Origin of the sequence: Undibacterium pigrum (assembly GCF_003201815.1) — a bacterium.
GTDB lineage: Bacteria > Pseudomonadota > Gammaproteobacteria > Burkholderiales > Burkholderiaceae_D > Undibacterium > Undibacterium pigrum.
The window spans coordinates 260,467-286,473 of the sequence record NZ_QJKB01000002.1 but is presented as its reverse complement, the minus strand read 5'-3'; the positions used below and the strand labels follow the sequence as shown (position 1 = coordinate 286,473).

The window sequence follows — 26,007 nt, the reverse complement described above, 5'->3', positions numbered from 1 at the left end:
TTAGCTGCCGCGATAGGTGGAATAAGCCCAAGGCGACACCACCAGCGGCACATGGTAATTCTGGCTGGCATCGGCCACGCCAAAAGCCAGGGTCACGCGGTCTATGAACTTGGGGCTGGGCAGGTCCACGCCCTGCTTGTCGAAATAATCACCTGCCGCAAATACCAGCTCATACAGGCCTGGCTTCAGGCTGTCACCTTCCAACAAGGGCGCATTGCAGCGGCCATCATGGTTGGTGGTTTCTGTCTTCAGCAGGGTTTTTTCGTCTGCATTGACGGCATATAACTCCACCTGCACACCCACGCCGGGCTTGCCAACGGTGATATCCAGCACATGTGTACTGAGCTTTCCCATACTGATCTCCTATATTGATGACTTGAAATGCGCTATCAGCCAAATCTTATACTGCCAGCAGTCTATCAATATACTATCGAAGATATACAGATCATGAAGACAGCAGCACATTGCAGGCCAGAATTGGGCTTAAGCTTCATCATCATGCCGGGACAATACCGGTCACATTAATGAATACGTACAAATAACAGGCACAACACCTGAGCAATTATGACGACAACTCTGGACCACCTGAACCACTGTAGCCCGCAAGACTTTGTGCATATCCTGCATGGTATCTATGAACATTCACCCTGGATACCTGAACGGGCAGCGGCCAGCCGCCCCTTTGCCAGCATCACGGCACTCAAGCTGGCCTTGCAAACCGTGGTCAGCCAGGCGACAGAAGCAGAACAGTTGGGCCTGATCCGTGCCCACCCCGAGTTGGCAGGCAAGGCCGCCATCGCCGGAGAATTGACGGCAGAATCAACCGGTGAACAGGCCAAGGCAGGCCTGACCAATTGCAGTCCTGAAGAATTTGCGATACTGCATAAACTCAATGCCGACTACAACAGCAAGTTTGGTTTCCCCTTCATCCTCGCCGTCAAAGGGCCGGATGGCAAGGGCTTTACGCGGGAAACCATCATCGCCACCTTCCAGCGCCGCTTCAAGAACCAGCGTGCAGACGAGCTGGCAGAATGCCTGCGCCAGATAGGTCGCATTGCTGAGCTGCGCCTGAATGATTTGCTCGAACACACCCTGCAATTTGGCAAGACCATCATGCAATGGTCAGAAACCCTGGCCGCCTGGAGCGATGATGAAGATGGCCTGACCTGCGCCTACATGACGCCCGCGCACCAAAAAACCGCAGAGCAACTGGCGGCCTGGATGCGTGAAGCGGGCATGCATGTGCATATCGATGCCGTCGGCAACGTCGTTGGCCGCTACCTGTCTGATGCCACCGATGCCAAGACCCTGCTGACCGGCTCTCACTACGATACCGTCTGCAATGGCGGCAAATACGATGGCCGTGAAGGCATCCTGCTACCCATCGCCATCGTCAAGCACCTGAACGACAGAAATGAAAAACTGCCCTTCAATTTCGAAATAATCGGCTTTTCTGAAGAAGAAGGCGTGCGCTTCAAAAGCACCTTCCTGGGCAGTAACGCCATCATCGGCCAGTTTGACCTGACCTTGCTGGACAAGACCGATGCTGACGGCATCAGCATGCGTGAGGCACTGACTGCTGCCGGGCATGATGTCAAACAAATCCTGGCCATCGCACGTGACCCTGCACAGATACTGGGCTATGTCGAAGTGCATATAGAGCAAGGCCCGGTCTTGCTGGGCCGTGACCTGCCAGTGGGCATAGTCACTTCTATCGCAGGCAGTTGCCGTTATCAGGTGCAACTCAAAGGGGTTGCCAGCCATGCTGGCACCACACCCATGAGTATGCGCAAGGATGCTGCCGCTGCCGCCGCAGAAATCATTTTGTATGTAGAACAGCGCTGCGCCAATGGCACGTCCCTGGTCGGCACGGTAGGCCAGTTGCAGGTGCCACATGGTTCGGTCAATGTCATACCCGGCTCCTGCAATCTGTCGCTGGATATCCGCGCCGCTGATGATGCCACCCGCGATGCTGCGGTAAATGACATCCTGGCAAAGATAGAAGTCATCTGCCAGCAGCGCAATATTGAAGTGAACATCGTCAAAGCCGTATCCGCCCCGGCAGCACCGTGTGCCCCATGGCTGATGCAGCAACTGGCAGCAGCTACGCAAAGAGCAGGTTTGCCAGCTTTTGAATTACCGTCAGGTGCAGGCCATGATGCCATGGCGATAGCCAAAATGACCGATGTCGCCATGCTGTTCACCCGCTGCGGCAACGGCGGCATCAGCCACAACCCGCTGGAAACCATGAGCGCCGACGATGCAGAAGTCTCGGCACAAATCTTGCTCGATTTTTTAAGGAATTTTAAAGGTAGGGACTAAGACCAAAGAGCTCACCACAGAGACACTGAGACACAGAGAAAAGCATGAGAAAACCTTTTTCTGTTTTGTTTTTCCTCCGTGCACCTCTGTGCCCCCTCTGTGTCTCTGTGTTGAGAGGTTTTTCTGTACCCGTTTTACCAGGATTTCTGGCGCCACTTTCAGTATTGCCTGCTTCAGCTTCGCAATGAAGATCTGATGCAGAACAAGGGCTGAGCTTGAGCCTGCTGCCATGTTTGCGGTGCTTACCGCTGCATGGTTTGAGGCGACGCAAGAACATGCTTTCACCGGCATTTTTTTACGACGCAGATCAATCCTGACGAGATGTCTTCTTCCAGTTCGTGGAGGATGCATTTCGTCAGGCAGCAGTAGAAAGCGCAGTCGGACACTATGTTTCGGCTGTATTTGTAGCCGCTTTTCCTGACGACACCATCGTCAGGAAGGCAAACCAGGAGTCTTGCACATGATGCATTTCCCCCTCATTTCGATTACCAGTCGCTTTAGTCTTTAGCATTTCAGTATGAGCATTTCCAGCCATCACTGAGAACAAGTTCCGTCAGAGAACCCAGCAGTGATGTGTCACAACCAAACCATCAAGCAAGGAAGAGACGATGCAAACAGCGATACACCCGGTAGATGAAAAGCTACCAGCAGCAAAATTATTCACTCTGGGCATACAGCACGTGCTGGTGATGTATGCCGGGGCGATAGCCGTGCCTCTCATTATCGGCGGTGCATTACATTTACCCAAAGACCAGATAGCCTTCCTCATCAATGCCGATTTATTCTGTTGCGGCCTGGTGACCCTGATACAGGCGCTGGGTATCTGGAAATTTGGCATACGCATGCCTGTCATGATGGGTGTCACTTTTGCGGCAGTAGGCCCCATGGTGGCGATGGCGGGCAACCCCAGCCTGGGCATACTCAGCATTTATGGGGCGGTCATCGCCTCCGGTATTTTTGGTCTCATCATTACGCCCTTCATGAGCCGGGCCGTCAGGTTTTTCCCGCCTGTGGTTACCGGCACCATCATTACCGTCATCGGCATTACCCTCATGCGTGTGGGTATCAACTGGGCAGCGGGCGGGCAGCCGATGATCTTTGATGCGGCCAGCAAATCCATGCAAGCCAATCCCAATTATGGTGCGCCTGAAAACCTGGCGATTGCCTTTTTTGTGCTGGTCTCCATCATGCTCATGACACGTTATCTGCGCGGCTTTTTGGGTAATATCTCGGTCTTGCTGGGCATGGTGGCGGGCTTTATGGTTTCGCTGCTCTTGGGCAAGGTCAGTTTTGACGGCCTGGGTGAGGCAGGCTGGTTTGCCTTCATCATGCCCTTCCAGTATGGCATGCCGACTTTTGACCTCGGTGCCATTATAGGTATGTGCCTGGTCATGATCGTCACGATGGTCGAGTCTACAGGCATGTTCCTCGCGCTGTCTGAGCTTACCGGCAAGCGCATCAGCAATGAAGAACTGGCGAATGGTCTGCGGGCTGACAGCCTGGGCACGGTCATCGGTGGTGTCTTCAATACTTTTCCTTACACCTCGTTTTCACAAAACATAGGCCTGGTCGGTGTCACCGGCGTGCGCAGCCGTTATGTCTGCGCGGCTGCAGGTGTGATACTTGTGGCGTTTGGTATGTTCCCCAAAATGGCGCATGTGGCGGCATCGATACCTGTATATGTACTCGGCGGCGCAGGCATAGTCATGTTTGGCATGGTGGCAGCCACCGGTATCAAGATACTCGGCAATGCCGGGCTCAATCACCAGCGCCACAACCTGTTCATCGTTGCGGTCAGCATAGGGGCAGGCATGATACCTCTGGTGGCGCCACAATTTTTCTCGCACTTGCCGCACTGGCTGGGCACGATAGTCGATAGCGGCATCTTGCTGGCCACCATTGCGGCAGTGACGCTCAATCTGTTTTTCAACGGCCAGGGTGCAGAGTCTGAAGCCAAGGCATTTGCCATGGCTGCGGCCCACAGTTCCGATCATTAATTTATCTGTTATTTTATTTGTTATGGCCAGCTTACTTATCAAAAATGCCCGCGTCGTCGTCACCATGGACGACACGCGCCGTGAAATCAGCAATGGTGCGGTATACATCATCGACAATATCATTGCGCAGGTGGGGTCAAGTGCAGACTTGCCACAAACTGCCGATGAAGTCATCGATGCGACAGACCATGTTGTCATACCCGGCCTCATCAATACCCATCACCATATGTACCAAAGCCTGACGCGTGTCATACCTGCGGCGCAAAATGGGGAGCTGTTCAACTGGCTGACCAATCTCTACCCTATCTGGGCCAACCTGACACCAAAAATGGTGCAGGTTTCCACCCAGGCCGCCATGGCAGAGCTGATCTTGTCTGGCTGCACCACCAGCAGCGATCATCTCTACATTTATCCAAACGGCTGCCAGCTGGATCACAGCCTGCAGGCTGCGCAAGAGATAGGCATGCGTTTTCATGCGGCTCGTGGCTCCATGAGTGTGGGCCAGTCAAAAGGTGGCCTGCCACCAGACCGTGTGGTAGAAGATGAAGCCAGCATACTGCGCGATACCCAGCGTCTGATAGAGACTTATCACGACAGCAGCCGTCACGCCATGCAACGCATCGTCGTGGCACCCTGCTCACCATTTTCTGTCTCACGCGATCTCATGCGTGAATCAGCAAAACTGGCGCGTAGCTATGGCGTCTCACTGCATACTCACCTGGCAGAAAATGCCAATGACATTGCCTACAGCCGCGAGAAGTTCAATATGACCCCGGCAGAATATGCCGAGGATTGCGGCTGGGTTGGCCATGATGTCTGGCATGCCCACTGCGTGCAACTCGATGATGATGGCATCTATATGTTCGCCCGCACAGGCACTGGCATTGCCCATTGCCCCTGCTCGAATATGCGCCTGGCGTCTGGCATCGCACCGATACGCAAGATGCTGGATGCCGGTGTCAGTGTTGGCCTCGGTGTTGATGGTTGCGCCTCAAATGATTCAGGCCACATGCTGGGCGAAGTCAGGCAAGCCATGCTCTTGCAACGCGTGGGTTTTGGGCCTGATGCGATGACAGCCAGGCAGGCGCTGGAAGTCGCGACCCTGGGTGGTGCCAAGGTACTCAACCGTGACGACATAGGTGCACTGAAGCCCGGCATGTCGGCAGATATTGTCATGTTCAACCTCAAGCAGACAGGCTATGCCGGTGCCTGGCATGACCCGGTTGCTGCCCTGGTATTTTGCACACCTTCAGATGTGGCTTACAGCATCATCAATGGTCGTGTTGTGGTCAGGGAGGGGCAGATCACGACGATAGATTTGCCGCGCGTCCTGGAAAAACATAATCATCTGGCTCATCAACTGGCAGAAGCAGCACGTTGAAGACGACTGAGTGAATCGAAAACTAACGTTCAATTCATCCAGCAATCTGATTTGCTACAGAAATGTAAAGAAAGGCACATCTTTTATCCTGCAGCGGCTGCGTTTATCGCTAAAATCATGCGCTTGTCGCAAGCAAGCCATGAGCGCATTTTTCTCTGGCAAAGTGACAACATGACATGTCGTCATGCACAGGAGAAAACATGAAACCAGGATTTATTCTTTTATCTGTACTTGCCGCTACATCTTTGTATGCGCTGGCCGCAGAATCGGTAGAAAAATTGGCAGAGCCATGGGTATTGGCTGGTGAGACACCAAAATCCTACCAGATCGGTATAGACCGCAACCAGACCATCAGCGGTAAAGGCAGCAAGTTCATCCGCTATGAAAGTGGCGAAGAAAAAAGCTGGGGTACCCTGATGCAGATGATAGGTGCTGAGCAGTACCGCAACAAACGCCTGCGTTTCCAGGCCAGGGTAAAAACCAAGGATGTTGATAACTGGGCGGGTTTGTGGATGCGCGTGGACACGCCTTCACGGGACGATAGTCCTTTCTACAATAGTGAAGACAAACCTATCAAGGGCACGACAGACTGGCAATTGCGCAGCGTGGTGCTGGACGTGCCTGCGGATGCCAAAGCCATCGCTTTTGGTGTTATCGATGAAGGTAAAGGGCAGGTCTGGCTGGATGATTTGAAGCTGGAAGTGGTGAGCAAGGATGTGCCGGTAGATAAAATGAAACCGGTCAAACCCTTGCCGACTGCCCCCAGTCTATGAATCTGGTTTTACTCAATACCCTGGCTACAGCAGGCAAGCGCCTGCTGTGGGTCAGGCCGTCTGAAAAAAACCGTTCCAGCATGTCTGAAGGCGATGCGGCATCTGCTGCGTTTGATATGCTCGGCTTTTCTGCACCACAGTTCTTGCTGAGCACAGGCATGCTGGCAGGTGTATTTTTGCTGGCGATACAGTGGCAGGCACAGGCCTGGCTGGGATTATTTGCCTTGCTGACTTTCCCATTATGTGTGACGACATGGATACTGTTGCTTAGCCTGCGGCTGTTTGGCAAATGCCGCAACTGGCTGTGGATATGGTGCTGTCTGTCCTCGCTCGCTGTGTTAACAGCCTGGATGGCAGTCGCCGCATATCAATGGTGGATAGCCGAACATGAATTGCATGGTCTGAATACCTTGCAGGCATTTGCCAGCTCGTTCGCGTTTTCCGGTGTATTGCTGGGGCTGCCTTTGTGGCGTGTACAGACAAAATCACGAGACTTGCAGATCGCCAATTTAAAACAGCTGGCGCTGACGGCAGAACTGAAGGTACTACAAGCCCAGGTCGAACCCCATTTTTTATACAATACCCTGGCCAACAGCCGTTACCTGGCGCGTCATGATCCAGAAAAAGCCGTGCAGATGCTGGACCACCTGATCGCCTATCTGCAAAGTGCCTTGCCAGATTTACGCAGTCCCATGTCTACCGTAGAACGGGAATTCGAACTGGCAGAACATTATCTGGCATTGATGGCCATACGTTTTGGCGAACGCCTGAGTTTTCAGATGCATTTTTTACCAGGTCTGAATAACGCAATTTTACCGCCCATGATGCTGATGTCACTGGTAGAAAACGCCGTGCAACATGGTGTTGAATGCCAGCCAGGGCAAGTGAAAATCATGTTGCAGGCGCACGAGCAGGCAGGAAGGCTGTATGTCACCGTTAGCGACGATGGTGCAGGACTGGAACAAAAAGTGCTGGGTAATGGCGTAGGTTTGCGTAATCTGCGCCAGCGCCTGCATGCCCTGTATGGCGACAAGGCAAGCTTTGAATTGCGCATGGAAGCCGAGCAGCTCACCATGGCAGAATTGATTTTACCGATGAATTTGCAATCTGAACTGCACCATGAATAACCACGATAGAAAACCACGGCTGCTGATTGCAGATGATGAGCCCTTGCTCAGGGCAGAATTGCGCGAATCGCTGGCTTTGCTATGGCCAGAAGCCGAAATCGTGGCTGAAGCCAGCGACGGTTTTGAAACACTCAGGCTGGCCAGGGAAATGTCACCAGATGTGGCGTTTCTGGATATACGCATGCCTGGCTTGACCGGCCTCGAAGTTGCCAAGGCTTTTGCGGCCCGCACCCATGTCGTTTTTGTCACTGCATTTCAGGAACACGCGATTGCCGCCTTTGAAGAAGGTGCGCTGGACTATGTCGTCAAACCCAGCAGTCCCGCAAGGCTGGCACGCACCATCACCCGCGTGCGTGAACGCCTGGGTACACCACCGCCTGATCTGAGCAACTTCATGCAAAAGATACAGGACAAGCCACCAAAGAAAACGCAATCACCAGCCTGGTTGCAGGCAGCCGTTGGCAATACCATACACTTCATCGATCTCAGCGAAGTCATCTATTTTTGTGCTGAGCTGAAATACACGCGCGTAGTAACAGACAAAATAGAAGCCCATATACGCACCCCTCTGAAAGAACTGGCAGATACACTGGAAGAAGCCGGCTTCTGGCAAATCCACCGCGCTTATCTGGTCGCCGTCAAACGCATTGCCAGCGTCAACCGCGATGCCGATGCAGCATTGTGGCTGAGCCTGCGCGAACATGGCGCCCGCTTGCCTGTGAGCCAGCGTTATCAATACCGGTTCAAGGGTATGTGAATTGCGGAACACTCGCCCCATTCTGCTATAGTCTCAAAAATCCCCTCAATACTGACTTGAGCTCAGGTCAGTCCTCACTCTTTATTCATCAGTGCAAAAACAGATTTCATTAAATCCTGTCGAAACCGCAGAACTGCAAAAGCAGTTCCTCCATTCTCTGAAACTGGGCACGGGCAGAGCGATGCTGCTCTTGAAAGCCCAACCACAAATAGATTTCTCTGCGCAGATACTGGCTGCCACCGTCAACAATCTCGCCTATGACAGGCAATGCGAAGGCAGCAGGGCAGAGTATTTGTACAGCCTGATCAAGCGATCGCGGCAAAAAGACGATTTGATACGCGTCATCATGAAGAAGTTCAGCGCCAAAAAGCAGAATGACTATGGCATGGATCAGTTAAGTGATCTGGTCTTGTATTTTCATCGCGAAGGAGTTGTCGGCGCTAAAGAAGTTTTGTTAAAGAGATTTGAAAAAACTTTCAACAATGGCTATGAGCTGTATGCGAGAGATGTGCTGCTGGAAATTGAAGGCATGGCAGGTCTGATCATGGCGGCTGAAAAAGTGGGACAACTTCCAGAACAAGAAAGAGCAGATTACGAAGACCGCTGGCGAGTCGATGATTTTCAAAAAGAAAACAAGTCTGTCGATGTTTACGCAGAACTGACTAAAGCCGCAGAGGTAAATCCGGCAATCAAAAATTATCTTGATTTGATTTTATCAGTTGAGCCTAGAAAGAAATACAGACGCAGTAAAATTGCACCATATACTCTTGCAGACGTAGAAGAAATTGTCGACGAAGACGATCGGTTTTCACGTTTTTGGCCATCCCGTATTGCTGGGATGAACCCGGCAGATATAGAGAAAATCGCCAGACTTGCTCTTGCCGAAAAAGATGACAACAGAAAAGATATATATCTGCTCTTTTTCGACAAAACAAAATTCCCGTTTGACTATGCTCCCTTGCTGGAAATGGCCAGGCAAAAGAGCATTAAAAAAAATCGTCAGATACTGCATGCAGTAAATGCCCTCAGTCATTTCAAGGGTGATGATATTCGTACGCTCGCACTGAAAAAATTCGCCCGTAAAAAAACACCCTGGGAATATCTGAGATTACTGATCAATAATTATCAAGCTGGTGATGCGAAAATCTTGCTGGAAATCATACAGCGCTCAGATAATTTCCATCATATGCATGACCTGGTCGCAGGCATTATTGATATCTTTGCGGCCAACCCAGACCCTGAGTGCAAGGCGCCTCTGGAAGCCATGTACTACGGCATGAACTGCGCAATCCATCGATGGAGCGTGATAGACCTGCTAAATAGAAATGGGGTGCTGTCTGGGGAAATTTTGGAAGAACTTGCCTATGATACGGATGAAGACTTACGAAAATTATCACTAAGAATAAAGCATCAGCGCAAGGCTGTCGCTTGAATGAGAATAAGATGATGTCATCCTGGTTCGCATGCGCATGCAAAATACATGCGAACTCTTATGCTGTTTGTTAACTCAGGCTGCAATAGCTGCCTTGAGTGCGCTTCTTTCCTGCTCAGTAAAATCGATAGTTGTCAGCTCATCATTGAGAAGTATGACATGAGGTGTGCCAGTGAGCCTGACTGCCAGGGCCAGATCTTCCTGACGCGGCAGGAATAGCGGCTCTTCTTTCTTGCGCAGGATATGTTGCAGTTTCTTCTTCTTGCCATCAATTTCGGTTTCAAAAGATACAGTACGCTCATTTTGTATGTCGTTGACTTTCACCATCACTGCCTGCAAGCCCGGTTTGTTTTTTATCAGGTTCTTGAGGAGAAAGCTTTTCCAGGCACCATACAGGCAACCAAAGAATATGAAAGCGAACAGGGCGCTAAATGTCAGTATCATGAAAAAACGGTTAGTGATGTGCTCGGTCGCTATACTGGTCGTGATCATGCTGGGGTCAGATCTGGATCTGACGGCTACTGTGGACAGGGATGGTTGAAAACTGACAAACATGAAACTGTGCTTGATTTCTTTTGCGACAGTATCCTGTGGCGTAGGCAGGTAGCGTATCTGGACATCACAGTCGATAAAGATCGCTTTCCTGGTTTTGCAGCTACCGTGTATTTGCGCGCTTTCATCCACTACAGGATCTCTGGACACCTTGTAGTCATACAGAAAATCCGGCAAAGCCATGTACAGTGCGCCGATCAGCAGAGCCAGCCCGACCATGGAAAAGCCTATCAGGCTTAGCAGCCCCTGCTTTCCAGTGGTGAGTATTTGCATGCGGCGTTTTGGAAAAGCGGCATTGATGGATGCAAGTTGCGCTTCTGCTGAAACGCCGCGCGCTAGTAATGGTGTCTGGGACATAGTGGGCTTTCCTGCCGGAATAAGAATATTGCCGGATAAATTGACAGGCTGGCAGTATCTGAAAACCTGGGCTGACAGGACAGGATTATTTCAAATTTTTACATGCAATTCATGAACCTGATGTAGCGCTTCTCATTCGGCAGCAAGCAGGTTTGCGGGCAGTTGCACGGAAATGTATCAGTGTTGATCCGTTCTGCAAGTATCAGCTTTCCTCGCCTGGAGATTTCACTGGTGTGCTCTCTGGCGATATTCTTGAAAAACTGGCATATGATACGGATGCGGATATGCGCAAATTATCCCGCAGCATAAATCCTTCAAGAAAAAGCGAGGCTATATCAAAATGAGTTTGGCTATCAGAAATTTTTTATTTTTTCTATGTTTCAGCATCTTCAGCATCTATACTGCGGCAGCTTTTGCTGCAGCCCCAAAACCCATGGAACTGGATTGCAGTGGCACCAAAGCCAGTGTGGAGTTTGAGGAAGAACAACTCAGTCCCAGGCAATACAAGGCTTATCTGACTTTAAAAGGGGAGGATGGCTATACCTCAATATTGACTTTTTCCGTACGTAGCTTTGGTATGGAGTGTCGCAGCAATATACTCAACTGGCGCGGTTTTGTCGTATGGCAGACAGCTTGCCCTCTCGCCTGGGGGCCTGCTACTCCCTTCGAAGCCTGCGACAAGAAAAACTATTTTGGCATCGCCAAAGGTTCGCAAGTCATGCTGGTGCCCAGTGCCAACAATGGGCGCCTGGCGGCTGAATTATTTCATTACCCTTATCAGAAAAAAGCGCCAGATCTTGCACCTGTCAAAATCTACTTCAGGGTAGATGACAATCTCAGCAAGTGAAAATCACATCTGTTGAAACAGGTGGGTGTGATTGCGGCTGACTTCCAGTTTTTCGCCATGCCCTTTCAGGGCAATCAACTGGCGGCCACGGAAATCGCGGGTCACTTCAGCAATGGCGGAGACACGCACCAGTGTGGAACGGTGTACACGCCAGAACTCTTTGGGGTCGAGTTCATCTTCCAGTTCTTTCAGTGATTTGCGTATCAGGTATTCTGCCTGTTCAGTCTGCACCAGGGTATATTTTTCATCCGAGCGAAAAAACAAAACTTCCTTGGTGCTGACCATGCGCAGGCTGGTACCTACGCTGGCTTGTATCCAGCGCAGATATTCACGTTTCTGGCTCTGGTGCTGCATGAGTTGCGTCAGCATTTGTTCCACCTGCTTTGCCTGATCACTGGCAGCATTTGCTGCTAATGATTTTTCTTGCTGGCCTTGCTGCAGTCGCTGTTGCAATCGCTCTTGCAGGCGCTGGCATGTGCCAGCCAGCCTGTCGGCTTCTACCGGTTTCAACAAATAATCCATGGCACCGCGCTCAAACGCCTGGATTGCATATTCATCATAGGCCGTAACGAATACGACCAAAGCCTGTTTCGACAGGATGCTGGCGGCTTCTATGCCGTTCTTGCCGGGCATGCGTATGTCGAGGAAGATAATATCGGGACGCAGTTCTTCAGCCTGTTCTATGGCGACTATGCCATTGGACGCTTCTGCAACGATGGACAAATCAGGCCATACCTGCTGCAAGCGTGCACGCAACTGATCGCGCATGGGGCTTTCGTCATCGACTATCATTGCTGTTGCTGCAGTTGCTAATGCTGACATGCTCTTGCCTAGTGTTGGAATGTAGATTGAATAAGAATAATAGGCTTATGGCTTGCTGTCTACAGGCACAAGTATGCCGACGACTGCACCACCAGCCTGTGGTGCTTCAATGACGAGTTGCGCTTTTCCTGAATACAGGACTTTCAGGCGCTCACGTATATTCGTCAGGCCCATGCCATCATCTGCATGCAGGTCAAAGCCCATGCCGTTGTCACTTACTTCCACCAGCAACTGTCCATCTACCTGTTTGGCCGTGATACTGATATGCCCACCCGTGGTCTTGGGTTCCAGGCCATGCTTGATGGAATTTTCAACCAGGGTTTGTATCATCATCGAAGGGAAGGGCAAAAATTCCAGCTCGGATGGCAGGTCTATATTGTAGCTAAGGCGCTCTTGCATGCGGGCCTGCATGATGTTCAGGTAAGCACGGCACATGTCCATTTGCTGGCCCAGCTTGCCATTACCCTTGTCGCGCATTTGCGGCATGGCCGAACGCAGGTATTTGATCAAGTGTTGATGCACTATCGTGGCTTGTGCCGGATTGGTTTCTATGAGCTGGCCTATCAACGCCAGGGTATTGAACAAAAAGTGCGGTTCTATCTGTGCTTGCAGGGCGGCCATTTCGGCTTCCAGCAAACGGCGTTCCAGTGCTTCAACATCTGCCCTGGTTGCGGCAGCGGTAGCAGCAATTTCTGCACTGCGCTTGCCGCCCGCCAGACTCTTGATAATAAAAGAAGCAAACACCAGTGCTGGCATGAGGCCACCCAGACCCAGCGCGCCGCCTACTATCATGGCAACCAGCGAGATGCCCAGTAAGGATGACCAGGGCACCACCGCCAGCCAGTCAAAGAACTTCCACCAGACCACGGTCACCGTGTCGGTGATGTCCATGATCAGGTGTAGTACTTTGTTATCGTCGCGTTGTTTCATACCAGTTCCATTTACCGCTTATGTTCTCACAGCGGCTTATTCAGTTTGAGGGTTTGTTGCTGCACTGTCTTTGTCAGCAAACAATTTGACGATGATAGCGCCAAACACCAAACCATTTGCCAGTGATGAGAGATGCAGCAGACCGCCAGTGATCAAAGTCAGGATGGAAGTCAGCAAAATTTTCTTCCATGATGCCTGCATTACCCAGTTGAAAGCATGACGACCTACATACTTGAGTGCATCTGCCAGGTTTTTAACGAAGGCAAGGATAGGGTTGTTGTCTGCGCTGCTCATGTTATCGCTCCTGTTAGTTTCTTTTTCAACGGTGACCAAAGTGTTTTGTGTTTGAGTATCCATGTTTATCTCCTTTATCTCTTATTTGCCGGATGACTTGCTGCATCCATGTAGGCAGAATATCAGGCACTCTGGACAGCTGATAGCTTGCTGCGATTAACAGTAGCTTGTCAGGGTTTAACGGTCATTTTGCGGGATAAATGGAGAGCTGTATCTGACACAGGGCGAAGGAGAGTTGATACGCAAGCACCAGCAAGCATCTCTCCCAAAGCGAATTTTATTTATTGCACAACATCAGCCTGTCAAAGCCCAGGCCAAAACCTATGCCCTGTTTGTAGCTGCCACCGCCAACTACCTGCTTTTGTGCACCCAGCGCCGGGACTGATATTTCAAAACCCGCTTCAGTGTAATAGTCCAGGCCACGTTTAACAGCACTGGCAACTTCATAGGCATCTGTTTTCAAAGCCACCATTTGTTCTGCCATGGCCAGCAGCTCTTCCCGACAGGAGGGTTTATCGGGATTGATGATTTCCACCCCAAACTGGTAGAACTCGCGGTAGCGCCCTTCCTGCGGTTTTTCATAGCGCCAGCAGCGTTCAAAATACCAGAACTTTTGATTTTTCTTTTGCTTCAGGTGTTTGTCGGCGAGGAGTTGCACAGTAGCGGTGGCTTCAGGACGCAAGCACAAGGAGCGGCCTTTCTTATCTGGAAAAACATACATCTGCGACAGCACTTCAGGGCCTGCCTTGTTGACGTAGACACTCGCTGGTTCTATGGAAGGCAAGATGATTTCATTAAAGCCATTTGCTTCTGCGATATCAATCAGAGCGTTTAAAAGACGACGTCTTTGTTTCACTTCTTCACCGGCCAGAATTCGTACGCCACGGCATTGCTCTTCTATTCTTAATTCCATTTTTCACTCCATCATTGCATTGCAACATCTGCTGTACAAGAACGCGCGCCTTGCCGACAGCAGAAATAAAAAAAGCCCTCTGTGCAGGCTGAGAGGGCTTTCTTAGTGATGGGGCTTAACATTCATCCAAGCAATAGCTCTCCCAGCCAGCGATGTGACTGATGGGATGCTGCATGCAAAATAAATGTGGAAAAAGTAATCATGCATTGATCATAAATTTGCCCGCTGTTTCTGTCAATCAAGAACATCAAAATTCAAAAATGTGATTTTTTAATGATTTACGGGATTTTTTTGTTACGCATTTTTACAACTTTTCAAAACTTTATTCTTTCCGTTTTGAGTTTTCAAACTTAAAATTCCGCCCTGCTAAATAAACGCCCAATTTTAGGGTTTTGTGAAATTTGGCCTAGATATTTATAAAATATATTACTAATATATTTCCACCAAATGATATTTGCATTTGGTAAAACAATGTCCGGCGCTGATTTTAATAGGTGACAGCCATCAGGTTGCGCAGGCATTGATACAAGGAAGCAGCGGCATGCAGATGCATGTCTGCTGCTTTCACATATATGGAGTTGGTAAATACCTGCTCCCGGAAATTCAGGCGGCGTCAGTCTACAAACTGACGAATGAAAAAGCCTGAAGGGGGCGGTATTGCTTAAACTTTTCAACAATCAGGGAGACGTAATTCATGTTATATCCAAACAAAATTGCAAGCGTGGCCGGACTATTGGCTCTCAGCTTGACAGGCTTCATGCAAGTTGTACAAGCTGCAGAAACAGAAGGGCATACACGCTTGAAACAAGCACCGATGCCGCATCAAAGACAAAGTTTGCCACCGACAGCAGAGCAAAAAAAATTCAATCTGCCACCGACAAACGGCACGCGTCTGGATCTGGGCATCGTTGACAAGCAAAGAAGTCTGATGGCACCACCACCATCGGCTGACTGCAAAAACATGGCGACCCTGGCTGGCTACAGCGGCGACGCACTGGCAACTTACATCGTTAATCTGCCTAGCTATGAATGCCATTACGGCCTGTTTTCGCTGAACGCAACTGATGCTGCCAAGGTGTATTCGCCAGCCAATTTCACAGCAGTCGTGAACCGCTTCGCACAAGAAGCGGCGAACTACAATGCCACCAATATGAACCTGGTCAACCTGATCATTTACCTGCGTGCGGGTTATTATCTGGCTGGCGGTAACACCATCCCGGCACCTGCGGCCAACTTGCTGACCAGCATGCGCGCCCCTATCAAACAACTGGTCGATGGTAATCAACTGTTCAAGACCAATACCGCAGGACCAAGCACAGCAGCAGAGACCCTGAAACTGGTGACCAATCTGCATGATGAAGCCTACTATCTGTCCAGCGTAAAAAATATCATCACGCGCTACACCAATACACCATCCAATCCAACAGCCAGTGATGCCTTGAAAGCAGATACTGCAGCGGATGGCTATACAGCTGCGCTGACAGTACTGTTCTATGGTCACTCACGCCCTGATGCATTGCCACTGTTGCGCAGTGATTTGTCCTATGCGACCGCATTGAACAATTTTATCGTCAACAACAAAACAGCCTTGCTGGGAACACCGCGGGAATATCAACTGAGCGATACTGAAAATGAAGCTTTCCGCTTCATGCAATATCCTAACCAGTTACCTACGGTCAAACCCATGGTCAAGTACCAGCTCAGTCATTCCACCATGACAGGTACTGATGCCATGATGTGGCTCAATGCTGCATCTGCTGTCAAATACTATGACAACGCCAATTGCGCTGAGTATGGCACTTGCAATTACGAGACCACACTGGCCAATACCATCCTGAAAAATAATTACACTTGCAGCCCTAGCCTGAAGATCCGTGCTCAGGACATGACTACGGCACAGATGCAGGATTCTTGCGCCATGCTGGCAGCAGAAGAAAATTATTTCCATACCATGTTGCAAAGCAAGCGTCAGCCAGTAGCCGGTGACAACAATACTGCACTGGAAGTGGTGGTATTTGATGACTATACCAACTATGGCAAATATGCATCCCTGCTGTACGGTATCGACACCAATAATGGCGGCATGTATCTGGAAGGCGACCCTAGTGTTGTCGGTAACCAGGCACGTTTTGTAGCGCATGAAGCATCATGGCTGCGCCCGACTTTTCAGGTCTGGAATCTGCAACATGAATACGTGCATTATCTCGATGGCCGTTTCGACATGAAGGGTGATTTCGGTGCTGGTACTGCCAAGCCTACCGTCTGGTGGATAGAAGGCATAGCTGAATACTTGTCATTGAAAAACAATAACCAGAAAGCCATAGACGCGACCAGAACAGGCACTAACTATAAGCTCAGCCAAATTTTCGGCAATACTTATTCCATGTCTGATTATGTGACACGTGCCTATAACTGGGGCTACATGGCAACCCGCTTCATGATGGAAAAACATCGCAATGATGTGGATGCTGTCATCGCCAAGTTCCGTGTTGGTGATTATGATGGCTACCAAACCTATATGAACAATATAGGCACACGCTACGACAATGAATTCAGCACATGGATGGCGACAGTCACTACTGCAGGCGAACCACCACTGCCAGTCGACAACAGCCTTCCTGATTGCCCTGCCGGTAGTTACCTGGGTAAAAACTGCGTAAAACGTGGTTATGCTTCCAGCACACAGACCTATGCCTACATCATGGTGCCAGCAGGTGCGAAAAACCTGAAGCTGACAACAAGTGGCGGTACTGGTGATGTGGATATGTATGTGTCCATGGACAAATATCCAAGCACAGGTATCTATGACTATGCTTCCGTCAAGAGCGGTAATGATGAAAGCGTGACGATCAGCAATCCAACTGCCAACCGCTGGTACTACATCATGCTGAACGCGAGACAAAGTTTTGCTGGCGTCAATGTTTCTGCAACCTATGACTGATTAAAAAACTGGCTGTTTGCCAGGCACGAAGCAGCCATTATAAGAAAAGTGTAACAAGGTGTTGGGGCAGACATGCAAATGTCTGCCCCTTTTTTATGCAATGAATTCTAATTTTTTGATATTCTGTACATCCACACAAATGAACGGAGCTCAATATGCATAAAAGTAGATTGGCATGTTTTGTGATTGATTGCCAGGTGGATGATATCGAACCGGGAGCCAATTTCTGGGCTGCTGCGCTGGCTTATCCGGCCGGGGATGCAGACGACAAATACGTGGTTCTTGAAGCCACCCCCACTGGTCCGAAAATGCTCTTGCAAAAGGTTGAGCACCCCAGCCGCATACATCTCGACATAGAAACCGACAACAAGGAAGCTGAGGTCCAGCGTCTGGAAAAACTCGGTGCCAAGATCGTCAAAGTCATGGAACGCTGGGTCGTCATGGAAGCGCCGACTGGACACCGGTTTTGCGTCGTTAATCCCCAGCGGCCAGATTTCCATACGGCCAGCGATGTCAATGTATGGGAATAAAGTCAGGGTTGCGGCCAGATCTCGGCTATCCGCAATAGATTTGTCGAACCAGGCTGGCCAAACGGCACGCCTGCTGTAATAGCTATTTGCTCACCGACTTGCGCCAGCCCCTCCTGCCAGGCGGTGCGGCAGGCGGTGGCAACCAGTATGTCTTCATTGGGTACGATATCGCTGACGCTGGAATGCACGCCCCAGACCAGTGCCAGACGGCGGGCGGTATTTATCCTGGGGGTGATGCTGAGTATCGGTGCCATCGGTCTTTCACGTGCGGCACGCAGGCTGGTATGGCCTGAGCTCGTATAAGTCACCGTAGCAACTGCACCGACAATTTGCGTGACTGAACGCAAGGCGGCGCAGATGGCATCACCCTTATTATTCTGCGGCGTTTCATGCTGGGCGGCGATCATGTTCTTATACAGAGGGTCGCGTTCGACTTCGCAGATGATGCGGTCCATGATTTCTACCGCTGCAACAGGGTAGGCACCGCTGGCTGACTCTGCCGACAGCATGACTGCATCTGCTCCATCATAAATTGCGCTGGCAACATCCGATGCTTCGGCGCGAGTAGGTACGGGTGCGGCTATCATGGATTCCAGCATCTGGGTGGCGATGACGATAGGTTTGCCATGGCTGCGGCAAACCCGCAGTATGCGTTTTTGCACACCGGGTACGCGTTCTGGTGGCAGTTCCACACCGAGGTCGCCACGTGCCACCATGATGGCGTCGGACACAGCAACGATTTCTTCCAGCCTGTCGAGTGCCGCGGGTTTTTCCAGCTTGGCCAGCACGCCTGCGCGACCTGCCACCAGAGCCTTGGCTTCTGCCACGTCTTCTGGTCTTTGTACAAAGGACAGGGCTATCCAGTCTGCCCCCATGTCGATTGCAAATGCCAGGTCGCGTTTATCTTTTTCAGTCAGTGCCGGTATCGGCAAGACCGCGTCGGGCACATTCACGCCCTTGCGGTCAGACAGGGCACCGCCATTGATAACGCGGGTGCGTATGGTGCTGGCATCACTGTCCATGACTTGCAGGCGCAGCTTGCCATCGTCTAGCAGCAATGATTGCCCGGCAGTGATGACGGCGAACAATTCAGGATGTGGCAGGCAAACCCGGTTTGCGTCGCCAGGTGTAGTATCGCTGTCGAGTAGGAATTCCTGTCCTGCTGTCAGGATTACACGGCCAGCGCTGAATTGTCCTACCCTCAGTTTCGGGCCTTGCAAATCTGCCAGGATGGCGATGGGGCGGCCCAGTTCTGCTTCGATCTCACGCACGATATGGCAACGCAATTGATGGTCGGCATGGCTGCCGTGACTGAAGTTGAAACGGAATACATCGGCACCGGCTTCAAACAGTGCCTTGATCATTTCCCTGCTATTGCTGGCAGGACCCAGGGTGGCGACAATTTTGGCTTTGCGGCTACGGTGCATAATATGCTTTCATTTGTTATAGGCGGCAGCCATCACGGCGCGATGCACCGTGATTCTTGCTGCCTCTGGATATCTGGATTGCGTCTTATAAAATCAGGATGGCCCTGAAGTCGTTGACGTTGGTGCGGGTAGGACCACTGACGACGAGGTCATCGAGTGCGCTGAAAAATCCATAGCCATCATTGTTTTCCAGCAGGCTACGGGCGCGTATTTGTTTTGCTGCGGCACGGGCGACAGAATCTGGTGCATACAGCGCCCCGGCATTATCTTCCGAGCCATCTATGCCATCGGTATCGCAGGCGATGGCGTGGATATCTGCATGACCATCGAGTGCCACTGCCAGGCTCAACAAAAACTCTGCATTGCGGCCACCACGCCCTGTGCCACGCACGGTAACCGTGGTTTCACCACCTGAAATCAATACGCAAGGCTTCTGGAATGGCTGGCCATGTTTGGCAACCTGCTTCGCGAGCGCAGCATGTACCAGGGCGACATCACGCGCTTCGCCTTCTATGCCATCCGACAAAATATACGGTGTGATGCCTGCTGCACGGGCAGTGGCTGCTGCGGCTTCGAGTGCCTCCTGAGCCGTGGCGATGACATGATGGCTGTGACCTTGAAAACGTGCATCATCTGGCTTGGGTGTTTCGCCCTTGCCGCTTTCCAGATGCTGCAAAATTTCTGCTGGAATAGCGATGTCGTATTTGCGCAAGACTGCCAGAGCTTCTGCGCAAGTCGTGGCATCGGGCAGAGTGGGGCCACTGGCGATGATGCCAGGTTCATCACCGGGTACGTCAGATATCAGCAGGGTCACCACCCGTGCCGGAGCACAGGCCAGTGCCAGGCGGCCACCCTTGATGGCAGACAAATGCTTGCGTACGCAATTCATTTCAGAAATCGCTGCACCGCTTTTCAGCAAAGCCTTGTTGATGGCCTGTTTTTGTTCGAGGCTGATGCCATCCGCAGGCAGGGCCAGCAGGGCTGAGCCACCGCCAGAGATCAGGCAGAGTACCAGATCATCCTTGCCCAGCCCTTGCACCATATCCAGTATGCGCGCTGCGGCCTGCTTGCCTGCTTCGTCGGGTACTGGGTGGGCAGCTTCGACCACTTCTATCTTTCGACAGTCTGCACCGTGGCCGTAGCGGGTGACCACCAGACCTGAGAGTTCACCCTGCCAGTGATCTTCCACTACTTTGGCCATGGCTGCTGCACCTTTACCTGCACCGATGACCAGGGTGCGGCCTGTTGCGGGTGGTGTTGGCAAAAAGGCGGGCAGGCATTTCTCTGCGCTGACGGCGGCGACGGCGCTGGTGTAGAGGTCGAGCAAGAACTGGCGTGGGGCTAGGGTGGTCATGTCTGGGCTTTCGTGAAAACGGATGATGCTTATACAAAACTGGGACTGCATTCCCTCCCCTTCAATGGGAAGGAGCCAAAATCAAGTATGCCTTCAAAAAGCTTATCACCAGGTGAATTTTTTTCGTGCATCCACAATGAAGGCTCACTGATATCAAGCCTTGGCAATCTCATGATTCGACATGATCTCTATCGCCCTGCACAGGGCAGAGTGATCGAGACCACGCATGCCATTCGCAGAACAGGCATTCATCAACTCCTGCGCGGTTGCGGTATTTGGCAAAGATACACCCAGAGCTTTTGCCCCCTGCAAGGCCAGGTTCAAGTCTTTTTGATGCAGCTCTATCCTGAAGCCGGGGTTGAAAGTACGCTTGACCATGCGTTCACCATGCACTTCCAGTATGCGCGATGCCGCAAAGCCACCCATCAGTGCCTGCCTGACCCTGGCCGGGTCTGCACCGGCTTTCGATGCAAACAGCAGAGCTTCAGCCACGGCCTGTATGTTCAGGGCAACGATGATCTGGTTCGCGACCTTGGTAGTCTGGCCATCGCCGTTGCCACCGACCAGGGTGATGTTCTTGCCCATCAGTTCGAACAGGGGTTTGACTTTGTCAAAAGCAGCCTCTGGGCCACCAACCATGATGGTCAGGCTTGCCGCCTTGGCACCGACTTCACCACCAGACACTGGCGCATCGAGGTAGTCACATTTCAGGGCATTGATTTTTTTTGCGAAGTCCTTGGTGGCAATCGGTGAGATAGAACTCATGTCGACCACGATCTTGCCAGCTTCGAGGCCAGCGGCTACACCGTTCTCACCAAACAGCGCAGCTTCTACATGCGGCGTATCCGGCACCATGATGATGATGATGTCTGCGCGTTTGGCGACTTCTTCACCAGAAGTGCAGACGGTGGCACCACGTTCTATCAATTCAAACGGCGGGTTCTTGATGTCGTGCAAATACAGCTTGTGCCCACCCGCCTGCAAATGCCCGGCCATAGGTGCGCCCATGATACCCAAACCTATAAATCCAATTTTAGCCATGATAGTTCCTGATAGTTTCGTTGTTGTTTGATGAAGACCATTAACCACAGAGGCACAGAGACACAGAGAAGATCAAGAGGAAAACCAAAGACAATTTCCTTAATTTCTAATGTAAATTTAAAAATAGGTTTTCTCTTAGTTTTTTCTCTGTGTCTCTGTGCCTCTGTGTTGAGAGGTCTTAAGATTTTAGAAATTAAAGCCCGTGCGATTTGATCCAGCCCAGTCCAGCAACAGTGCCGTTCTGCGGTTTGTATTCGCAGCCCACCCAGCCCTGGTAGCCCATGTCGGCCAGTGCAGCGAAGACAGTGCGGTAATTGATTTCACCTGTGCCCGGTTCAAAGCGACCCGGGTTGTCAGCCAGTTGTATATGTTTGATCTTGTCCAGATTATTCTTGATGGTATTGATCAGTTCACCTTCCATACGCTGCATATGATAGATGTCGTATTGCACGAAGATATTGTCTGAACCGGTAGCGCGTATCAGGTCCAGCGCCTGCTGTGTGCCAGATAAAAAGAAGCCGGGTATGTCAAAGGTATTGATGGATTCGATGAGCAGGCTGATATTCGCTGCCTTCAGTTTGTCAGCCGCATAGCGCAGATTGCTGACCAGGGTTTGTTCTGCTTCCTGTGCGCTGACATTTGCCGGACGTATGCCGACCAGGCAATTCAGGTGCGAGACATTCAGGGCTTTTGCATAAGCGATGGCGATATCCACACCCTGGCGGAATTCTTCCACGCGATCAGGATGGCAGGCGATACCGCGTTCTCCTGCTTCCCAGTTACCTGCGGGCAGGTTGTGCAACACCAGTTGCAAATTATTTTCCTGCAGTTTTGCTGCTATCTGTTTTACTTCAAAAGCATAGGGGAACAGAAATTCCACCGCCTTGAAGCCTGCCTGCGCGGCAGCGGCAAAACGATCGAGGAATGCATGTTCGGTAAACAACATGCTGAGATTGGCGGCCAGTCTGGTCATCGCATATCCTTGTAAATGAGTGACCGTAAGCCTCCCGCAGCATAGCTACGGGAGTTCACGGGGTGCCGGACGGGGAGGTCTGGCACCTGTAAATTTTTCGTCCGTTGATTAATCGAGTAAAGCGATGGCTGTTGGGGCATGACCATCTTCTGTCGCCAGCTCTTCAAATTCATTGATATTGCTGATCTCGGTGCCCATGGCGATATTGGTCACGCGTTCCAGTATGATTTCAACGACAACTGGCACGCGGAACTCTTGCATCCAGCGCTGGGCCTGGGCAAAGGCATCGGCAATGGCACTAGGCTCAGTCACACGGATTGCCTTGCAACCCAGGCCTTCGACTACCGCGATGTGATCGACGCCATAGCCATTCAGCTCTGGCGCATTGATGTTTTCAAACGCCAGTTGCACGCAATAATCCATGTCAAAACCACGCTGCGACTGGCGTATCAAACCAAGGTAAGAATTATTGACGACCACATGCAGGTAAGGCAGCTTGAATTGCGCGCCGACGGCCAGTTCTTCTATCATGAACTGGAAATCATAATCGCCAGAGATGGCGACCACTTGCCTCTGCGGATCAGCAGCGCAGACACCGAGTGCTGCAGGTATGGTCCAGCCCAGAGGGCCAGCCTGGCCACAATTGATCCAGTGACGCGGGTAATACACATGCAGGAATTGCGCAGCGGCGATTTGCGACAGACCTATGGTGCTGACATAACAGGTGTCGCGGCCAAAGGCCTTGTTCATTTCTTCATACACGCGTTGCGGTTTCACCGGCACATTGTCAAAATGCGTGCGGCGTAACATCGTGCGTTTACGTTGCTGGCAATCAGCTACCCAGGCAGAGCGGTCCTTGAGTTTGCCTGCAGCTTTCCATTCTTTGGCAACTTCTATGAAAAGTTTTAATGCCGCACCAGCATCAGAGACGATGCCAAAGTCAGAGCCAAACACACGGCCAATTTGCGTGGGTTCTATATCAATGTGGACAAATTTCCTGTCCTTGGTAAACACGTCAATGGAACCAGTGTGACGATTCGCCCAGCGATTGCCTATACCCAGCGCAAAGTCAGATGCCAGCATGGTGGCATTGCCATAGCGGTGGCTTGTTTGCAAACCGACCATGCCTGCCATCAAAGGGTGGTCATCTGCTATTGCACCCCAGGCCATCAGGGTGGGTATGACAGGTACGCCAGTCAGCTCGGCAAATTCCACCAGCAAGGCTGAGGCATTGGCATTGACGATGCCACCACCTGCGGTAATCAAAGGGCGTTCAGCCTGGTTCAGCATGTCCAGAGCTTTTTCTATCTGGGCGCGGGTGGCCTTGGGTTTATACACTTCCAGCGGCTGATAAGTGTCCGGGTCAAATTCTATCTCGGCCATCTGCACATCAAATGGCAAATCAATCAATACCGGGCCAGGGCGGCCAGAACGCATGATGTGAAAAGCTTGCTGGAATACCATGGGCACCAGAGCAGGTTCACGCACCGTTACCGCCCACTTGGTGACAGGCTTGGCAATGGATTCTATATCCACAGCCTGAAAGTCTTCCTTGTACAACCTTGCCCTGGGTGCCTGGCCAGTAATACAGAGTATGGGTATGGAATCTGCCTGGGCAGAATACAGACCGGTAATCATGTCCGTACCCGCTGGGCCGGAGGTACCTATACAGACGCCAATGTTGCCAGCCTGGGCGCGGGTATAGCCTTCAGCCATGTGTGAAGCACCCTCAACATGGCGTGCCAGTATGTGTTTGATGGTGCCTTGCTTCTTTAACGCAGCATAAAACGGGTTGATCGCTGCACCCGGCACCCCAAACGCCTGATGCACACCTTCTTTTTCCAACACATAAGCCGCCGCTTGCGCCGCCGTCATCTTTGCCATTTTGCTCTCCAGTTTTGCTATTAGTCGTGTGTATGCAGATCTTGAAACACATGCTAAAGGCAAAATAGGCTACTGATAAGAAGACAAATTCTCGTCTTATTCGATACAAAAAGTATGGAATAATGAAGCTTTCAAGATTTCTCTGTGCCTCAGTGGTGTAGCAAGGAATTCGAGTGGCATGCCACTCGCTTGCGAAACGAAGACTTCTTGCAAGAAGTCTTTCCTTCCTCTGTGGTGAGAGGTTTTCATGTCAAATTCACATGGATAAACCATGGACAAACTCACCCAAATCGAAGCCTTCGTCGATGTCGTTGAAAAAGGCAGCCTGGCACGTGCCGCGCTGGGCCAGAACATCACCCCGGTCATGCTGGGTCGCCGCATTGATGCGCTGGAAAAACGCCTGGGCGTGAAGCTCATGCACCGCAGCACCCGCCATCTGACGCTGACAGAGCAGGGCACGGTCTATCTCGATCATTGCCGCAAATTGCTGGCTGACCTTGGTTATGCGGATCAACTGGTATCAGAGGGACGACACAAGGCTACCGGCCATCTCATCGTCTCCGCCCCTGCTGCCTTCGGGCGCAAGCATGTGGCACCGCATGCACCGCAATTCGTTAGGGCCAATCCAGCCGTGCAGATTTCTTTCAACCTGACTGACAGGGTGATCGACCTGATACGTGAGGGTTATGACCTGGGTATACGCATAGGGGGCAATATCGATCCCAATTTCGTTGCAGTGAAGCTGGCCAGCAACCGCCGTGTGGTTTGTGGTACGCCAGCCTATTTTGAGCGACATGGCATACCGCGCACGCTGGAAGACCTGGCCCAGCACAATTGCCTTGCCTTCAACTTGCAGGGCGGACAACAGCGCGGCTGGTATTTCCAGCAAAACGGCAAGCCGGTGACTATCAAGGTGGCTGGCAATCTGGATTGCAATGATGGTGAATTGCTACACCGCTGGGCTTGCGAAGACCTGGGCCTGGCCTGGCGCTCTTCGTGGGAAATACAGGCACAATTGATTTCTGGTGAATTGATTACCGTGCTGGATGATTATGCCTTGCCACAATACGACATCGTCGCCGTATACCCGCAACAACGACATTTGCCTGTGAAAACCAGGTTTTTTATTGATGCTTTGAAAGCAATCTACGCACAGCCAGATTACTGGTTGAAAAATTGATGGGGCCGGGCACATATTCAAATTCAAATAGCATCTATAGAAATTCCTTAGCCTTGATATGGAAATAATTGCGCTATCGTCTTTTCACAAACAAAAATTGGATTATCCATAATCAAGGAGACAAACGTGTTAACTTCCGAGCAAATTCCGGCTGCACAAGATAGCAACAGGCC

General features: G+C 51.2%; 22 protein-coding genes. 11 read left to right on the top strand and 11 right to left on the bottom strand.

What is annotated here, in order from left to right; all coding sequences use genetic code 11:
- Window positions 1-354, bottom strand: a complete 354-nt coding sequence (uraH, locus tag DFR42_RS08315) for a hydroxyisourate hydrolase (RefSeq protein ID WP_110254523.1) — start codon at window positions 352-354, stop codon at window positions 1-3.
- A 210-nt stretch (window positions 355-564) separates the two neighbouring features.
- On the opposite strand from uraH, the gene DFR42_RS08310 reads away from it, so the two are divergent.
- The 7 genes from DFR42_RS08310 to DFR42_RS08280 all read left to right on the top strand — a co-directional run bounded on the left by DFR42_RS08310 (window position 565) and on the right by DFR42_RS08280 (window position 9,789).
- Window positions 565-2,322 (top strand): allantoate amidohydrolase, encoded by a 1,758-nt coding sequence (locus DFR42_RS08310; protein ID WP_110254522.1) that lies wholly within the window; start codon window positions 565-567, stop codon window positions 2,320-2,322.
- A 608-nt stretch (window positions 2,323-2,930) separates the two neighbouring features.
- The gene (locus DFR42_RS08305; RefSeq protein WP_110254521.1) at window positions 2,931-4,319 is read left to right on the top strand and encodes a nucleobase:cation symporter-2 family protein; all 1,389 of its coding nucleotides are present in this window, start codon (window positions 2,931-2,933) and stop codon (window positions 4,317-4,319) included.
- Window positions 4,320-4,341: 22 nt separating this feature from the next.
- Window positions 4,342-5,700, top strand: coding sequence for an 8-oxoguanine deaminase (locus DFR42_RS08300; RefSeq protein WP_110254520.1), 1,359 nt, complete (start codon window positions 4,342-4,344; stop codon window positions 5,698-5,700).
- 200 nt (window positions 5,701-5,900) lie between these two features.
- Window positions 5,901-6,473: a transcriptional regulator gene (locus tag DFR42_RS08295; RefSeq protein ID WP_110254519.1), complete on the top strand. Its 573-nt coding sequence runs from the start codon at window positions 5,901-5,903 to the stop codon at window positions 6,471-6,473.
- On the top strand, window positions 6,470-7,600 hold the full coding sequence (locus tag DFR42_RS08290) for a sensor histidine kinase (RefSeq protein ID WP_110254518.1): 1,131 nt from the start codon (window positions 6,470-6,472) through the stop codon (window positions 7,598-7,600). The genes DFR42_RS08295 and DFR42_RS08290 overlap by 4 nt, the downstream gene beginning before the upstream one ends.
- Window positions 7,593-8,357, top strand: coding sequence for a LytR/AlgR family response regulator transcription factor (locus DFR42_RS08285; protein ID WP_110254517.1), 765 nt, complete (start codon window positions 7,593-7,595; stop codon window positions 8,355-8,357). The genes DFR42_RS08290 and DFR42_RS08285 overlap by 8 nt, the downstream gene beginning before the upstream one ends.
- A 346-nt stretch (window positions 8,358-8,703) precedes the next feature.
- Window positions 8,704-9,789, top strand: coding sequence for a hypothetical protein (locus DFR42_RS08280; RefSeq protein WP_170133448.1), 1,086 nt, complete (start codon window positions 8,704-8,706; stop codon window positions 9,787-9,789).
- Window positions 9,790-9,864: 75 nt separating this feature from the next.
- Here DFR42_RS08280 and DFR42_RS08275 read toward each other — a convergent pair whose 3' ends face one another.
- Window positions 9,865-10,698: a hypothetical protein gene (locus DFR42_RS08275; RefSeq protein WP_110254515.1), complete on the bottom strand. Its 834-nt coding sequence runs from the start codon at window positions 10,696-10,698 to the stop codon at window positions 9,865-9,867.
- A gap of 340 nt (window positions 10,699-11,038) precedes the next feature.
- Between DFR42_RS08275 and DFR42_RS08270 the strand changes: the two genes are divergently transcribed.
- Window positions 11,039-11,545 (top strand): hypothetical protein, encoded by a 507-nt coding sequence (locus DFR42_RS08270; protein ID WP_110254514.1) that lies wholly within the window; start codon window positions 11,039-11,041, stop codon window positions 11,543-11,545.
- Between the two features lie 3 nt (window positions 11,546-11,548).
- On the opposite strand, the gene DFR42_RS08265 is transcribed toward DFR42_RS08270, so the two are convergent.
- The 4 genes from DFR42_RS08265 to DFR42_RS08250 form a co-directional block, all read right to left on the bottom strand.
- The gene (locus tag DFR42_RS08265; RefSeq protein WP_110254513.1) at window positions 11,549-12,367 is read right to left on the bottom strand and encodes a LytR/AlgR family response regulator transcription factor; all 819 of its coding nucleotides are present in this window, start codon (window positions 12,365-12,367) and stop codon (window positions 11,549-11,551) included.
- A 45-nt stretch (window positions 12,368-12,412) separates the two neighbouring features.
- Window positions 12,413-13,297, bottom strand: a complete 885-nt coding sequence (locus DFR42_RS08260) for a sensor histidine kinase (protein ID WP_110254512.1) — start codon at window positions 13,295-13,297, stop codon at window positions 12,413-12,415.
- Between the two features lie 36 nt (window positions 13,298-13,333).
- Window positions 13,334-13,654 (bottom strand): hypothetical protein, encoded by a 321-nt coding sequence (locus DFR42_RS08255; protein ID WP_110254511.1) that lies wholly within the window; start codon window positions 13,652-13,654, stop codon window positions 13,334-13,336.
- Between the two features lie 214 nt (window positions 13,655-13,868).
- Window positions 13,869-14,504 carry an ATP phosphoribosyltransferase regulatory subunit gene (locus DFR42_RS08250; protein ID WP_110254510.1) on the bottom strand — a complete coding sequence of 212 codons (636 nt, stop codon included), beginning with the start codon at window positions 14,502-14,504 and terminating at the stop codon, window positions 13,869-13,871.
- Between the two features lie 694 nt (window positions 14,505-15,198).
- Between DFR42_RS08250 and DFR42_RS08245 the strand changes: the two genes are divergently transcribed.
- Both DFR42_RS08245 and DFR42_RS08240 read left to right on the top strand, forming a co-directional pair.
- The gene (locus DFR42_RS08245; protein WP_110254509.1) at window positions 15,199-17,445 is read left to right on the top strand and encodes a M9 family metallopeptidase; all 2,247 of its coding nucleotides are present in this window, start codon (window positions 15,199-15,201) and stop codon (window positions 17,443-17,445) included.
- A gap of 155 nt (window positions 17,446-17,600) precedes the next feature.
- Window positions 17,601-17,975 carry a VOC family protein gene (locus DFR42_RS08240; RefSeq protein WP_110254508.1) on the top strand — a complete coding sequence of 125 codons (375 nt, stop codon included), beginning with the start codon at window positions 17,601-17,603 and terminating at the stop codon, window positions 17,973-17,975.
- Between the two features lie 2 nt (window positions 17,976-17,977).
- Here the strand turns inward: DFR42_RS08240 and pyk are convergent, their stop codons facing one another.
- From pyk to gcl, 5 genes are all read right to left on the bottom strand, one after another.
- Complete coding sequence (pyk, locus tag DFR42_RS08235; protein ID WP_110254507.1) at window positions 17,978-19,402, bottom strand: pyruvate kinase; 1,425 nt, start codon at window positions 19,400-19,402, stop codon at window positions 17,978-17,980.
- A gap of 85 nt (window positions 19,403-19,487) precedes the next feature.
- Entirely contained in the window at window positions 19,488-20,756 is a 1,269-nt protein-coding gene (locus tag DFR42_RS08230; RefSeq protein ID WP_110254976.1) for a glycerate kinase type-2 family protein, read from the bottom strand.
- 153 nt (window positions 20,757-20,909) lie between these two features.
- Window positions 20,910-21,797 (bottom strand): 2-hydroxy-3-oxopropionate reductase, encoded by an 888-nt coding sequence (gene glxR, locus DFR42_RS08225; RefSeq protein ID WP_110254506.1) that lies wholly within the window; start codon window positions 21,795-21,797, stop codon window positions 20,910-20,912.
- 193 nt (window positions 21,798-21,990) lie between these two features.
- On the bottom strand, window positions 21,991-22,770 hold the full coding sequence (gene hyi / locus DFR42_RS08220; RefSeq protein ID WP_110254505.1) for a hydroxypyruvate isomerase: 780 nt from the start codon (window positions 22,768-22,770) through the stop codon (window positions 21,991-21,993).
- A 108-nt stretch (window positions 22,771-22,878) separates the two neighbouring features.
- Window positions 22,879-24,654 (bottom strand): glyoxylate carboligase, encoded by a 1,776-nt coding sequence (gcl, locus tag DFR42_RS08215; protein WP_110254504.1) that lies wholly within the window; start codon window positions 24,652-24,654, stop codon window positions 22,879-22,881.
- Between the two features lie 271 nt (window positions 24,655-24,925).
- On the opposite strand from gcl, the gene DFR42_RS08210 reads away from it, so the two are divergent.
- On the top strand, window positions 24,926-25,834 hold the full coding sequence (locus DFR42_RS08210; RefSeq protein ID WP_110254503.1) for a LysR family transcriptional regulator: 909 nt from the start codon (window positions 24,926-24,928) through the stop codon (window positions 25,832-25,834).
- Window positions 25,835-26,007: the final 173 nt, after the last annotated feature.

Coding starts and splice junctions, on each gene's coding strand:
- uraH (WP_110254523.1), bottom strand. CDS start 354: ATGGGAAAGCTCAGTACACATGTGCTGGATATCACCGTTGGCAAGCCC.
- DFR42_RS08310 (WP_110254522.1), top strand. CDS start 565: ATGACGACAACTCTGGACCACCTGAACCACTGTAGCCCGCAAGACTTT.
- DFR42_RS08305 (WP_110254521.1), top strand. CDS start 2,931: ATGCAAACAGCGATACACCCGGTAGATGAAAAGCTACCAGCAGCAAAA.
- DFR42_RS08300 (WP_110254520.1), top strand. CDS start 4,342: ATGGCCAGCTTACTTATCAAAAATGCCCGCGTCGTCGTCACCATGGAC.
- DFR42_RS08295 (WP_110254519.1), top strand. CDS start 5,901: ATGAAACCAGGATTTATTCTTTTATCTGTACTTGCCGCTACATCTTTG.
- DFR42_RS08290 (WP_110254518.1), top strand. CDS start 6,470: ATGAATCTGGTTTTACTCAATACCCTGGCTACAGCAGGCAAGCGCCTG.
- DFR42_RS08285 (WP_110254517.1), top strand. CDS start 7,593: ATGAATAACCACGATAGAAAACCACGGCTGCTGATTGCAGATGATGAG.
- DFR42_RS08280 (WP_170133448.1), top strand. CDS start 8,704: ATGAAGAAGTTCAGCGCCAAAAAGCAGAATGACTATGGCATGGATCAG.
- DFR42_RS08275 (WP_110254515.1), bottom strand. CDS start 10,698: ATGTCCCAGACACCATTACTAGCGCGCGGCGTTTCAGCAGAAGCGCAA.
- DFR42_RS08270 (WP_110254514.1), top strand. CDS start 11,039: ATGAGTTTGGCTATCAGAAATTTTTTATTTTTTCTATGTTTCAGCATC.
- DFR42_RS08265 (WP_110254513.1), bottom strand. CDS start 12,367: ATGTCAGCATTAGCAACTGCAGCAACAGCAATGATAGTCGATGACGAA.
- DFR42_RS08260 (WP_110254512.1), bottom strand. CDS start 13,297: ATGAAACAACGCGACGATAACAAAGTACTACACCTGATCATGGACATC.
- DFR42_RS08255 (WP_110254511.1), bottom strand. CDS start 13,654: ATGGATACTCAAACACAAAACACTTTGGTCACCGTTGAAAAAGAAACT.
- DFR42_RS08250 (WP_110254510.1), bottom strand. CDS start 14,504: ATGGAATTAAGAATAGAAGAGCAATGCCGTGGCGTACGAATTCTGGCC.
- DFR42_RS08245 (WP_110254509.1), top strand. CDS start 15,199: ATGTTATATCCAAACAAAATTGCAAGCGTGGCCGGACTATTGGCTCTC.
- DFR42_RS08240 (WP_110254508.1), top strand. CDS start 17,601: ATGCATAAAAGTAGATTGGCATGTTTTGTGATTGATTGCCAGGTGGAT.
- pyk (WP_110254507.1), bottom strand. CDS start 19,402: ATGCACCGTAGCCGCAAAGCCAAAATTGTCGCCACCCTGGGTCCTGCC.
- DFR42_RS08230 (WP_110254976.1), bottom strand. CDS start 20,756: ATGACCACCCTAGCCCCACGCCAGTTCTTGCTCGACCTCTACACCAGC.
- glxR (WP_110254506.1), bottom strand. CDS start 21,797: ATGGCTAAAATTGGATTTATAGGTTTGGGTATCATGGGCGCACCTATG.
- hyi (WP_110254505.1), bottom strand. CDS start 22,770: ATGACCAGACTGGCCGCCAATCTCAGCATGTTGTTTACCGAACATGCA.
- gcl (WP_110254504.1), bottom strand. CDS start 24,654: ATGGCAAAGATGACGGCGGCGCAAGCGGCGGCTTATGTGTTGGAAAAA.
- DFR42_RS08210 (WP_110254503.1), top strand. CDS start 24,926: ATGGACAAACTCACCCAAATCGAAGCCTTCGTCGATGTCGTTGAAAAA.